This is a genomic window from Pseudoalteromonas umbrosa (assembly GCF_030125375.1).
In the GTDB taxonomy this organism is placed as follows: domain Bacteria; phylum Pseudomonadota; class Gammaproteobacteria; order Enterobacterales; family Alteromonadaceae; genus Pseudoalteromonas; species Pseudoalteromonas umbrosa.
Window position 1 is genome coordinate 354,250 of record NZ_JASJUU010000001.1, and the last position, 13,334, is coordinate 367,583.

10 protein-coding genes are annotated in these 13,334 nt (G+C 42.7%); 7 read left to right on the plus strand and 3 right to left on the minus strand.

The genetic code is table 11. From position 1 onward, the window contains the following. Positions 1-35: 35 nt before the first annotated feature. Positions 36-1,538 carry an aldehyde dehydrogenase (NADP(+)) gene (locus tag QNM16_RS01540; RefSeq protein WP_284018839.1) on the plus strand — a complete coding sequence of 501 codons (1,503 nt, stop codon included), beginning with the start codon at positions 36-38 and terminating at the stop codon, positions 1,536-1,538. A 132-nt stretch (positions 1,539-1,670) separates the two neighbouring features. Continuing rightward, positions 1,671-2,336, plus strand: a complete 666-nt coding sequence (locus tag QNM16_RS01545; RefSeq protein WP_284018840.1) for a GntR family transcriptional regulator — start codon at positions 1,671-1,673, stop codon at positions 2,334-2,336. Between the two features lie 76 nt (positions 2,337-2,412). Here QNM16_RS01545 and QNM16_RS01550 read toward each other — a convergent pair whose 3' ends face one another. Next, positions 2,413-3,456 (minus strand): type III polyketide synthase, encoded by a 1,044-nt coding sequence (locus QNM16_RS01550; protein ID WP_284018841.1) that lies wholly within the window; start codon positions 3,454-3,456, stop codon positions 2,413-2,415. 499 nt (positions 3,457-3,955) lie between these two features. Here QNM16_RS01550 and QNM16_RS01555 point away from each other — a divergent pair, with 499 nt between their 5' ends. The 4 genes from QNM16_RS01555 (at position 3,956) to QNM16_RS01570 (ending at position 10,512) form a co-directional block, all read left to right on the plus strand. Beyond that, positions 3,956-6,532, plus strand: coding sequence for a TonB-dependent receptor plug domain-containing protein (locus QNM16_RS01555; protein ID WP_284018842.1), 2,577 nt, complete (start codon positions 3,956-3,958; stop codon positions 6,530-6,532). Between the two features lie 162 nt (positions 6,533-6,694). After that, positions 6,695-7,807, plus strand: coding sequence for a response regulator (locus QNM16_RS01560; RefSeq protein WP_284018843.1), 1,113 nt, complete (start codon positions 6,695-6,697; stop codon positions 7,805-7,807). A gap of 249 nt (positions 7,808-8,056) precedes the next feature. Beyond that, complete coding sequence (locus QNM16_RS01565) at positions 8,057-8,506, plus strand: Hsp20 family protein (protein WP_284018844.1); 450 nt, start codon at positions 8,057-8,059, stop codon at positions 8,504-8,506. A gap of 161 nt (positions 8,507-8,667) precedes the next feature. Then, positions 8,668-10,512, plus strand: coding sequence for a peptide-N-glycosidase F-related protein (locus QNM16_RS01570; protein ID WP_284018845.1), 1,845 nt, complete (start codon positions 8,668-8,670; stop codon positions 10,510-10,512). A 9-nt stretch (positions 10,513-10,521) separates the two neighbouring features. Here QNM16_RS01570 and QNM16_RS01575 read toward each other — a convergent pair whose 3' ends face one another. Beyond that, positions 10,522-11,103: an FMN-binding negative transcriptional regulator gene (locus QNM16_RS01575; protein ID WP_284018846.1), complete on the minus strand. Its 582-nt coding sequence runs from the start codon at positions 11,101-11,103 to the stop codon at positions 10,522-10,524. Continuing rightward, a complete protein-coding gene (locus QNM16_RS01580) occupies positions 11,100-11,675 on the minus strand; it encodes a GNAT family N-acetyltransferase (protein ID WP_284018847.1) in 576 nt (191 codons plus the stop codon). The genes QNM16_RS01575 and QNM16_RS01580 overlap by 4 nt, the downstream gene beginning before the upstream one ends. Before the next feature lie 163 nt (positions 11,676-11,838). Here QNM16_RS01580 and pdxR point away from each other — a divergent pair, with 163 nt between their 5' ends. Continuing rightward, on the plus strand, positions 11,839-13,275 hold the full coding sequence (gene pdxR, locus QNM16_RS01585; RefSeq protein ID WP_417709480.1) for a MocR-like pyridoxine biosynthesis transcription factor PdxR: 1,437 nt from the start codon (positions 11,839-11,841) through the stop codon (positions 13,273-13,275). Positions 13,276-13,334 lie beyond the last annotated feature (59 nt).

A 13,334-nucleotide genomic window follows, 5' to 3' on the forward strand; every position in this document is an offset into this window, starting at 1 on the left:
AACGCAATTCATATTAATAAACACAGGAGATCATCATGGTATTTAGCGGGTTGAGCTATATTGCAGGGGATTGGCAAAAGGGTTCGAGCAATGAGGTTTTTAAGGGGTTCTGCCCCGGAACAAATGAGTACTTACCAACAGCATTTTATGAATCATGTGAGCAGCTTGTACACCAAGCGGTTATGTCCGCAGCAGCGGCATTTAAGCCATATCGCGCTATTTCTAATTATCAGCGCGGTGAGTTTTTAAATACAATTGCAGATGAGATTCTGGCATTGGGTGATGAACTCATCGAAACCACCATGCTAGAAACAAATTTTCCTAGACAGCGGCTAGAAGGAGAGCGGGGGCGTACAGTTAATCAGTTACGAGCGTTTGCTGAGGTGTTAAATCAAGATCTGAGCCCACTGCATTTGACTGTTAGTGAAGAGGCAGAGGACGATAGACAGCCTATTGCCAAACCTAAAACTAGGCTAACACATATTCCGATTGGCGTGGTTGCGGTATTTGGTGCATCAAATTTTCCTTATGCGTTTTCTACACTGGGTGGCGACACAGCAGCGGCGCTTGCGGCAGGTTGTCCTGTTGTTGTTAAAGCACATCCTGCGCATCCCGCAACCAATGAGTTGATGACGCGAGCCATTGATCGAGCGATTAAGCAATGCGGTATGCCAAGTGGATTATTCTCTATGCTGCAAGGCAGCCAACATTTACTGTCACATCAACTAGTAAGTGAGTCCAATATCAAAGCAGTCGGTTTTACTGGATCGCTGGGTGCAGCCAGCGCTTTATTAGACACGATTAACCAACGAGTGGAGAAGATCCCTTTTTACGGTGAGCTTGGTAGTGTAAATCCGCAAATTGTATTAAAACAATATGCTGCTCAGCATGGCGCTGCGCTGGCAAAGCAATTGGTCAGTTCAATGGTCATGGGCCACGGTCAGTTCTGTACAAGCCCAGGTGTGTGGTTGGTCCCAGATGACGCGCATTATTTTGAACAAGCCGCGACCGGTGCTGTTGAGCCAAGTCCGTCAGACACATTATTAACGCCGAGTATTCAAAAGGCATTTAAGCATGCGACGGCATATTTGGAAGCACACCCTAATGTCACCTTGTTGGCAAAAGGTGAGCAAAGCAAGGATTATCATGCTTGTGTGCAGCTATATGCCTGTGCCGCGAGAGACTTCATTGACGATACTCAGCTTCAAGAAGAAGTATTTGGTCCTTGTGCCATGTTAGTGAGATATCGCAATGATGAAGAACTCGAGCAGGTCGTGGATGTGCTTGCAGGTCAATTGACCGCCAGTGTTTATGGTGAGGCGAGCGAATTACAGCAAAAAAGCCACTTGATTGACGCGCTGAGCTACAAGGTTGGGCGAATTATTTACAACCAAGCTCCAACAGGGGTTGAAGTGTGTATGTCGATGAATCATGGAGGTCCATTTCCATCATCCACAGATGTGAAAAGTACGTCTGTAGGTACAAGGGCACTACTGAGGTTTTTAAGACCGCTCTGTGTACAAGGGCAAATACTTTAGGTAACTAGGTATCAAGCTCTGTGTCGTTATGGGCTTGATACTTATCAGACAAATATGGCTTTCATCTGGTCTGCGTGCATTTTCAATTTAGCCACGTATAATGTAACTCACTGTAAATTTATGATTAACCCCATGGCGATTGTACATAAAACTAGAACTCAACTTGTTGCCGAAGCGATTAGAGATAAGATTTTAAGCGGTGAAATTAAAGCCGGAGAGCCTTTGCGCCAAGCCGCACTAGCAGAAGAGCTTAATGTGAGCCGTATCCCCGTTCGCGAAGCTTTATTACAATTGGAAGCTGAAGGGTTAGTTAATTTTGAAGCACATAAAGGGGCAACTGTGACAAGCCTCAGTGCTGAGCAAATAGACGAAATATTTGACCTGCGCGCTTTGCTTGAGGCTGAGCTGCTTAGCCACTCCATCACACACTTAACAAACCGTGATTTGCTTGAAGCAGAAGCCATCTTAGCAGATCTGGAAGACGCCATTGCTGCTGGAGATTCGCAGTTGGCAACAGGCAAGCTCAATGCTGAGTTTCATGATAAGTTATACGCGCGTGCAAATAGACCTCAAACACGGGAGCTTGTTGCGGTATACAGTAAAAACTCAGAGCGCTATGTACGAATGCACATCTTACTTGCTGGCGGTATTAATACTGCACCTGAGGAGCATAGAAAGTTACTACAGCTTTGCCGCGACAAAGATATTACGGGTGCATGTGATTATTTAAAGCATCATATTTTAAGTGCCAAAGACGGCATTAAAGCATTGTTATTAAAACTCGAAGCAGATGCTTAGTCAGTTTGGCAAGCCATTTATCTCAGCTTGATGAGTAAAATGGCTCCTCCCATCATCTCTTCTTTTGTTGGCTTTATTACTGCCAGATCCCCACACTCATCTCAGATGTAAAACCCGGACCAAACGCGGCGAGTAAGCTAGTTTCTCCTTTTGTTGCATGTTCAAATGTTCGCCTTAAAACATCAATAACCGCGACACTTGAGGTATTGCCAGTTTCTGCAAGGCAAGCCCGTGAATGCTTGACTTTGTCAGGGGCTAGGTCAAGACAGCGTTCTAGTTCATCTAAAATTCGTCTACCTCCAGTGTGAAATATCGTATTGTCTACATCGTTAGCATCTATTTCTAATTTATCTTGGCAAAATGATTGTAAGTAGGGCGCAACGTGTGGAATTGAATGCATCACGTCTTTATCGAGCGAGAACTTAAAGCCTTTATCGGTGAGCTGGTATTCAATGTACGGCATGGTGTCTTCAATTGTAACGCTTTGATTATGGGTTAACCTGAGCCCTGATATTTGATCGTCGCCACGCATCACCACGGCTGCCGCACCATCTGCAAATAACGAATTGCTTATAAAATCTTGTAAACGCCCGGCTTCTTTGTGAAAACAAAGTGACGAAGTTTCTACACAGACAATTAATACGTTTCTATCAGGGCGGTGCTCACAATACTCAAATGCACGTCCTATGGCTGATGCACCTGCAACACAGCCTAGTTGTGCAATTGGGATTTGTTTAGTATCGGGTCTAAGTGACAGACGGTTGATGAGATGTGCTGTGAGGGAAGGCATCATAAATCCAGTGCAGGAAGTTGCGATGACCATGTCAATCTCATCCACGCTGAGTCTTGCATTGTGAATGGCTTCTCGTGCAACGTTTTCGGCCATTTCAATGGCGGCGTCTTGATAAACTTTTGCACGTTCTCCAAAGTCACCTTGTTTAACAACATCGGTCAGCGGCATGATCAGGTGCCTTTTTTTCACTTCAGCATTTTGGATCATGTCGAATGCGCGCTTTTTGTGCGGACTATTTGGATGACATATCTCAATGACAGTCATGATATCGTCGGCATTAACTTCATAGTTTGGATAGTAAGTTGCTGGTTTGCTTAGAGTTGTCATGAAATTTCTCTCCTTAATTGAATGACACTAAGCAAGACCTAACGTTGCTTTCTTTTATTTCACAAAATATTAAATTATTTTTTAAATTTGTTATTTTATAATCATAAGTCATTGATATAAATAAATTAATAATTTTGATGTTTTTTGTGTTTTTAAACTCTAAGCTACAGACCCTCAGGTTGTTTGGATAGTACATCTGATAGTTGTGTTATATGCATGTAAAAAGTCTTTAAATTTGTACTAGATAGCCAGAATAACATTGATTTACAACCTAAAACGCATCTTTACGCATCTTTTCCTATCTTTTCATTGATTTTAAGTAATTGAATTTAAAAAACTTAACCCAGGTCTTATTTTGTTTATCAGCCTTTATTCTTGGTTTTTGATATGCAATGGGGGTTTATTGCGCTTTTATTAATTTTTCATTCATTTTTCTCGCTCTAATGTCCAGTTAAGCGCCATGGCAAGTTAAAAACAACATCTATTTAGGAAAGTATCTATGAGAAAAACCGCTATCAGTATTGCGATTGCAATGTCGACAGGAGGTGCAATAACGCCTGTATTTGCAAATGATCAAGCAGCATCAATAGAAAAAATAGAAGTAACGGGATCGCGTATTAAACGCTCAGATATGGAGACAGCGAGCCCAGTTACATTTATTGGCGCTGATGCTATCCAAGCAAGTGGTGCCGTGAGCATTGATGATGTTTTGCAGGATATTACAGCCGCCGCTGGCGCTATGACAAATCCGGGTGTTAACAATGGCTCTGGAGGTAATGCAAGTATCAATCTGCGTGGTCTTGGCGCGCAACGTACTTTGGTGCTGGTGAATGGCCGCAGAATGATTAATTCGGGCACGGGGGCTGCATCAACAGTTGATTTAAATACTATTCCAGTTGCGATGATCAAGCATATTGAAGTCCTCAAAGATGGCGCATCGGCGGTGTATGGAACCGACGCGGTTGCAGGTGTGGTGAATATTATCCTCAAAGATGACTTTGAAGGTGCAGAGCTAAATGTGCAAACCGGTTTGTCTGGGGAAGGGGATGCGGAGCAGCATAATGTTGATTTGACGGTAGGTACCAGCTTTGATCGCGGTAACATGGTGTTCGGCATTCAATATATGGAGCGCGGATCTGCAAGCCAAGCTGATAGAGATTTTTCGTCTTGTCCAATCAGTGAGGTCGATAACGGAAAGTCCCTGACCTGTGGCGGTTCAACCATTACCCCAAATGGTCATTTGTATCTTGAAAATGGCAAAGAATTACAAGGCGATACAGACGGAAACTACGCAGAGTATAACCCAGAGACCGATCCGTACAACTATGCATCTGATAGCTATTTATATACACCTATGCAAAGGCTTAATTTAACGGGTGTGCTCAATTATGAGCTTGGCAATAACACGAATCTATTTACCGAAGCCATGTATTCAAAGCGTTGGTCAGAACAGCAAATGGCACCTCAGCCTGTATGGTTTGATTTCACTTATACAGAAAGTATGGGTGATGATTTGATAGAGCATGGTGCTGAGTATGGTGATACAGTCCATTATCGCCGCCGTATGTCTGATACGGGGACTCGTGACTTTTCACAAGTTGTTGATACAGTGAGAACTGTGGTGGGTGTAGAAGGGTATCTGGATAACGACTGGAGTTGGGATGTTGCAGTTAATTTTGGCCGTAATGACTCTGTTGACCAACTGTCCAATTTGCACAATATCGGCAGTTTGACCGAAGACATCGAGCTGGGTAAGTTTAACCCGCTCGACCAGTCAGCTTGGTCGGCGGATAATATGACGGATTATCTATACACTGAACAAAATACAGGTGGTAGCCAGATGCTGAACTTCAGTGCGTCACTTGCCGGTGAGATTATGGCGCTGCCCGCAGGCTATTTGGGGTTTGCAACGGGTATTGAAAAAAGGACAGAGAAAGCCTGGTATACACCCGACTCACTGACTTCACAAGGGCTGGCTAACGACCCAAAAGTTGAGCCGACTAGTGGCTCATATGATGTTAATGAAGCGTTTGTTGAGTTTGCTATTCCAGTGCTTGCTGATGTGGCGTTTGCACAAAACTTAGATTTAAGTGCGGCTGTTAGGGCGTTTGATTATTCAAGCTTTGGTAGTGACTCAACATGGAAACTCGGTTTTACTTGGAAACTCAATGAACAGCTAATGTTTAGAGGTGTGAAATCAACCGCATTTCGCGCCCCGACGGTCGATGAGTTATATGGTGGTAAATCGCCATCCTTCGAGCAAATATCTCATCCACACTTAGATAGCCAAGCTGAAGTAATTGTTGGAGGAAATGCGAACCTCACACCTGAAGAAGCGGATACATTAACATTTGGATTGGTATATGAACCAAGCTTTTTAGAGGGGTTGTCACTGACTTTAGATTATTACGATATCGCTATCACTAATGCGATCAGCGAAGTGAATAATCAATATATCATTGATAACTGTGTCAACAGCAGCGGGGATTTAATTAACCAAGATTCGGCTATGTGCTCTTCGGCAAATGTACAAATATCTAATGGCAAAGCGACATTTAACAATCAGTTGCAAAACATTGGCGATGAGACAACGCAAGGGTATGACATTAATGTTGCGTACGCATTCGATGCTGCTGGCCTTGCGTGGAGAGCTGGGTGGGACACTTCGATTTTAAAAGAGCGTACCATTACTATGGCTGGAGAAACCGTTGACTATACTGGTTTGATCACGTCAGGTTTAGGTGGATATGCAGACATAAAATCGAGTTTAAGTTTGTCTGTAAAAGCCGATAAATGGGGTGCAAATTACAAGGTAAGGTACTTATCGGGTATGGATAGTTTTAGCTGCTTAGATAACCCTACAAGCTGTTACGCACCAAGCACGCCAAGCGTGGTTTATCATGATATTTCTGGCAGCTATTTTGTCAGTGATACTGTTAAGCTCACGGGTGGCATAAATAATTTGTTTGATAAGCAACCGCCTTATTATTCTGGTAACAATGACTCCAATACAGACCCATATACATACGATACTTTAGGGCGTTATGTGTATGCCGGACTGAACATTCAGTTTTAATTTTTAGGTTCAAAAAAATTCGTTTTTCACACTCTCCTTAGAGAGACCAAAGGGTTTGCATGTGTTGCAGCCCTTTTTTTATTTAAAAAATTAAAGCTAAATACGGCACTGTTTCGTTTAACGTCTATAGTGTGAGATGAAAACAGATGAATGGGAGCTGGGATGAGCGTTCGTATTTTGGTCATTGATGATGACAAGACATACCGTACTTTACTTTCTCAGACGTTTGCGGATTATGAAGTGAGCGTCGCATCTAGCGGTGAAGAGGGATTACAAAAAGCCATCGAATTGAAGCCGCATGTGATTTTACTCGATATCGTGATGGCAGGTATGGATGGATATGCCACCTGTTCAGAGCTGCGAAAAATAGAACACTTGCGACATACCCCCATTGTATTTATTTCTAACTTATCGTCCTCTGATTGTCGTCTAAAAGCGTTTGAAATTGGTGCCAATGAATATGTGTGTAAAACCACTCATCCAGACGAGCTAAAAGACAAAGTAGTGGCTATTTTAGATGCGGATCATGACTATTTTGAAGCACATGCGGACATAGCACAAAAAGAGTCATTGTTATTAGATTTACAAAGACAAAATGCTTGCATGAAGTCCATTGGTTTGTTTATGCAAGCAACCCATTATTGTAGTGATCTGGAAGTGCTACAAAAAATATTCATTAATACCCTAAACGCGCTTGGGCTACGTGCCATTATTCATTTCAAAAATCGCACATTATTTCGCAGTACATCAGGCAGTGTTGCTAAATTAGAGCATGAAATGTTGTTGCACCACGAGGATTTTGAGCGTGTACATCAATTCGATCATGGACCTATGGTGTTTAACTGGCGCAGTAGCATTTTGTTGGTAAAGAATGTCGGTGAGTTGAGTGATATTTGTGCCCATGTCATGGATGCGTTAGAGCTTGCTATCAGTAATTTAAATCGCAGAGCAGAGATGGTCGAGCAAATTCTATCGATAGAAAAAACCAATAAAGAAATTCTAGCAAGTTTAAAAGAAACGAAAAGCAAATCGAATACCACGCTTAAGCAACAGCTATTTGATTCTGGACTGATCTCACAGTTTGATCTACAAGACGAAAATGATCTTGACGAACTTATCGCGAGCTCCAGTGATGAATTGGTAGGTATGGTTGAAGCGTTTGGTGATAATGCTGAGCGGATCAGCGCAATTTTAGGCAGTTTGAAAAAGCCTCCTCAAGAACTCAGATTCTTATTTAAAGAAAGTGCTAGCAATGCGGATACGACCCTGTTTTAGTTTTTATACTGCACTGTCATAAAAGTGATAGTGCAGGTAAAGATATATTTTTTGATATATAAAACATGGGTTTATAAATTTATTTTGATTTTTTATAATAATTTTCTTGAAAACATTCCTCCTCGTCCATAGATAGAGTTATGAGGTCGCCGTAAGGGACTGAAATTAACTTAACACATTGTTTTATATGCCTATTAACTGCTTTTTAAAGAGTGAGCAGGCTTAATATCGCTTTATGAGGATACCATTATGCGTACAGTAGATTTATCACCACTTTATCGTTCATTCATTGGCTTTGATCACCTAGCTACATTAATGGACTCGGCACAAAGAAGCTCAGAAAAACAGTCTGGCTTTCCACCTTATAATATTGAAGCTTTGGATGAAGATAAGTACCAAATTACCATGGCCGTTGCAGGATTCAGTGAGCAAGAGCTGTCACTAGAGTCAGAAAACAATACGCTCACAGTGAGAGGTGAGAAGCAGAATAAAGTGTCTGCTCAAGAGCGTAAATTCATTCATCAAGGCCTTGCAGAGCGCAATTTTGAGCGCAAGTTTCAGCTCGGTGATCATATTAAAGTCATCGGCGCAGATTTAGAAAATGGCTTGTTAAAAATAGATTTGGAACGTGAAGTGCCAGAAGCCATGAAACCAAGAAAAATAGCCATTGGCTCAAGGAAATTACTTAAAGAAGAATAACTAAGCCCCTTATTTGCTTGTTACGTTGTTTCCAACCAGCCGCCGTATGGCGGCTTTTTTGTGTTTAATAAAAATGAACTATAAAAAGGAACAACGGGACTTTACATGTTTTGCCCATGTCCGTATGGTTGTGTTAATTTTATGTAACCAAGGAATGTGCGATGAAACTTACCTTTTTATTGCTGATGATATTTTTTTGTCCTAAGTTATTGGCAAATAGTGCATTAGCTACCACCCAGATACTGACAGAGTACACGTCATTTACACAGCATGGCGACCATGGCTTTGTGGTCAACTTACTACCCGCTGATCCCTCTGCAAAGCACACCCTCGAAGTTGAACTTGGCTGCGCAGCGCAAGGTTGTAGCGATTGGGATTATACGGTGCGCTTTGAATGGCACCAAGGCACAAAGCGCTACGAGCTGGGGCGCTTAATTACCCCTTATGCTGGATATATGCAACGCGGCATGCATGGTTTTGACCGAAATTGGCGGCGCACTTTCTCTTTTGATGTTTCTCATTTGGCACCAGTGCTGACAGGTGAAGGAAGTTTAAATGTGCATTATGGTGGCTGGGGCGCTAAAAAGAGTGCTTTTGGTATTGCTGCAAAGCTAATTTCACAGCCAAACTATCACACCAGAGTGGTTAAACGTGTAATTCCACTTTATGAGTCAGGCTCTGAAGGCTGGCCATATAAAACAGCACAAGACTTTGCTACTTTATTGCCAGCTAAAAACGTCGTCTTTGAAGCCGGTGAGCAATCTGCTGAGATTAAGATGATTGTCACAGCACACGGCCATGCTTTGTCCTATGACAACCCTGAAGGAAAAGCTGAGTTATGTGGTGAATGGTGCGATAGATATTTTACCTTGCATCAAGATGGAAACTTAGTGGTTCAGCAAAACCTGTGGCGTGATGATTGCGACCAAAGTGCCACTTTCCCACAAGGAGGTACTTATTTATTTGCGCGTGCTAATTGGTGTCCGGGAGAAGCCGTTACGCCTTTTAGTTACCCTGTTGATATATCAAACGTGAATTCAGAGTTTGACTTGAACTGGCAGGCATATAGTTGGGCACCTTCTCAATACGGTAAAGATGCGCCTAGATATATCGTTAATGCGGTTTTAGTCACCTATGGCGAGCAGACCGTTGAAGAAGATATCGCACTCACCACCATCGTTAAACCAAATGCAGCCATGCCAGATCGCATTGGTTTGTCATGTGGTGAGATAGAGGTTGAAGTAGCAAACCAAGGAAATACAAAAATCAATGAACTGTGGTTTGATTATGGCGTTGAGGGACAGCAAGCGAAGCAATATTACTGGCAGGGTGAGATTGCCGCAGGTGATAAGAAACGCATAACATTCAGCGCTGAATTTTTGGGGACTTTTAACACAGAGCAAGCGAAGTTGAATGTAACTGTGCGAAGTACAGATGACCAAAAAATTGCGAATAACAGCCAAACAGTTCGGTTTAACCGCCCAATTGCGATTGAGTCCAGTGCGGTTTTACGACTGCTGACAGGCAAGCTGGGTGAGGAAACCCGTGTTTCTTTAATCGACCGCATACAATCGACAGTAAAACACTGGAGCGAATTTACCGATGCCAGTTGGCATGACCTATCTATGGATGTGCCAGTGGGTTGTTATACCTTGAAAATCCAAGACAGTGCGCAAGATGGCCTTGCATTTCCATTTTTTAATCAGCGCAAGGGTAAAGGCGAAATAGTGTTACATCACAGTGATGCCACTGACTCAGCCGTAACGGTATTACAGCCTGACTTTGGTCGTGAGCTAGCGATTCCTGTTACCGTCGGTTATGAAATGGGAGGCTGTGCAGCAACAGCATGGCAAGCTGACCTTGCATACAATAAAAAAGGACAACAAGTCGCTTATAAAGGTGTTATCTATCAAGCTCGACATTGGAGTTACAATTTTGAGCCTGATAGAGCAGGACCTTACGACCCTTGGCAAGCAATAAGCTATTGTGATGGCAGTGCACTCTAAAAAACGGGTTTATTCGTAGTAGGAGCGCATTTCTGGGTTGGTGTTGCTTAACAGATCGGCAATGTCAGCCCGTGTTTCTGCTGTCTTATTCTGACTTAATTTAAAGTTGCCAGATAAAGCTTCAAGTTGTATCTCAAAAAACAATAAGCTTTTACACATGGATTTTAGTCGCTTTTCTGGCACAGCTGTTAATTGCCAAGGATTACGCTTATCTTCAAAGGCTTGCAATATATGCCCCATTACCTCTAGTTGCTTGCCATAATCTTCGATAGAAATGAGCTTCCCTTGGCCTTGCACTGTCACATAGTCCCAAGTTGGTAAGCTAAGGCCCTCGACTTGGTTAGGGGAGAGGTAGGTATCCGGTCCTCTGAATACAATATCCACGGTGGTTCCGACAAAGTGCTTTATGGGGTTTGTACCCGTAGCATGTCCAAAGAGTGTTTTTGCTCCTTTGCAAATGCTAACGGGTATATGGCATATATGTGCTTGATCCTCACTTTTACAAAAAAAAGTGGCTAAGGGGAAGCGCTCAATCACATCAAAAAGCGCGCTATCTTGTTGTTGAACATACTCTTTGAATGGGTATTTCATAGCCAAGACTCTAGACGCTGCTTAATGTCGGGCCACATATCATCTGTGATGCTAAAACGGGCTGTATTTCTAAAGCTGCCATCTGGTAGTTTTCTATTTTTTAGATGGATAGCTTCAAAGTGCGCACCTAGTCGAGCAATTGCGCTGCGCGATTTGTGATTTTGCTCATGCGTTTGAAATTCAATTCTTACTAACCCTAGTGTTTCAAAAGCATGTTTTAATAATAAGTATTTTGCATGTGTATTGATGTGGCTGCGCTGCCAGTCTAAGCCGATAAATGTATGGCCAATTTCGGCTTGAAGGTTGTGGTGATCCAGTCTAAATATGCGTGTATTGCCAGTCACTTGGTTAGTTGCAACATCAATAATGGCAAAGACTAGCTGCTCCTGTGGGTCAAATTGAGCTGTTTGCTCAAACCAGTCTTTTAATATTTCAGGGCTTTGACAATAGTTGGTCGGGACCCAGCGCCAAAGCACCTTGGCTTCACCAACTTTTTGTAATGCATCAAGGTGTGAATGGGATAGGGGCTCTAAGCGCACTTTGCTTGAGCATAGTGATATCGGTTTTAACATACATTTCTCCTTAGGCAATGACGATACATGTTTGCTATGAATTAAGATTACGCTTTTGTGGTCAGGTTTAAACAACCAGATCTTAAAAATTGCCTATACCAGCTTGCTAGCAAGCTGAGATTTTTATACGCTCAATAGCACTTAATACTGCTGCGATAAAATGATGTTTACAGGGCGCCCATTAGATAAAAAAAATAAAGCAAAACATATTCAAATGGCAGAGCAAGTGCGCTCAGCAATTCAAAGCGGCCACATTAAGCCCGGTGAAAAGTTACCCTCAGCACGGGCTTTAGGTCAGCTTTTTTCTGTGAATCGTCATACTGTGATGAATGCATTGCAAAACTTGGTTGCTGAAGGGTGGTTGGTGTCTGAGTTACGAAAAGGCTATAAGGTTAATAGCCAATTACCTGTAGTGCATAGTACGCAAGTCAATGAACAAGACGTGACATTTGATCCTGTCACGCCACAATTTGCTGCGGTTATCCCTAAAAACCCGTCACCGACTTTAGAAGAATATGCCTATAATTTTGCAGGTGGACTGCCGGATATAACGCAGTTTCCATTTGATGAGTTCAGGCGCAGTATCAATAAGGTGTGTCGTAGTAGCAATGCCCATGCTCTTCATTATCAAAATGTGGCTGGAGAGCCCGAATTGCGAGCACAATTAAAAGCATATTTACGCAAAGCGCGAGGATTACCCTGTGATGATGTACTGGTCTGTAATGGCTCACAGGAAGCCTTGTTTTTAACAGCGCAAGCGTTTTTGAGTCCCGGTGAAGGGGTTGCAATGGAGTCACTTGGTTACCCGCCAGCAAGGCAAGCCTTTATGGCAGCAGGTGGCGTGATTCACGATATTAAACAAGATGAGCAGGGCTTGTGTGTTGAAGCTTTGGCGGAATGTTTTGCCAGCTCGACTATTCGCTTATTGTATTTAACACCTTTGCATCAATATCCCACCACACTCACTATGTCGGTTGCGAGAAGAATGGCGATATATAAGTTATGTGCGCAGCACGGCGTTTTTATCATAGAAGATGATTATGATCATGAATTTCACTACCGTTGTCCACCACTTCAGCCAATGGCTGCGAATGACCCCGCACAAATTGTGATTTATCTCTCGACCTTTTCTAAAATCATGTTCGCGGGCGCAAGGTTAGGCTATGTCACCGCAGCACCCGCTGTACTTGAACAGCTGGTAGGACTAAAAAGGCTGATAAATCATAAGAATGACGTTTTGATGCAGCTTGCTATCGCTGATTGGATGGCAACGGGTAACTTTGAAAGACACTTGCGTCGAATGACTAAGCTATATCAACAGCGATGCGACTTGATGGCACAAAAACTCGGTGACCTCAAAGAACAGGGGTTTGATATTGAATTTAAACAACCAGATGGTGGGATGGCATTTTGGGTTGATTTAAAACGAGATATATCAAATTTACCAGCCAAGCTTGAGGAAGCAAAGATATTTGCCCATACAGAACAGGCGTTTTGCCACACTAAAATAGAAAGAGAAACACACATACGTCTTGGCTTTGCAGGGCAAAGAGCAGAAAGAATAATAGCGGGGCTTGATGCGGTTTTTGCGTTACTTTGAAGGAAAAAAGGGTCCATGCCTAGACCCGGTATCGACATAGAATTGCATGTGTTTATAAA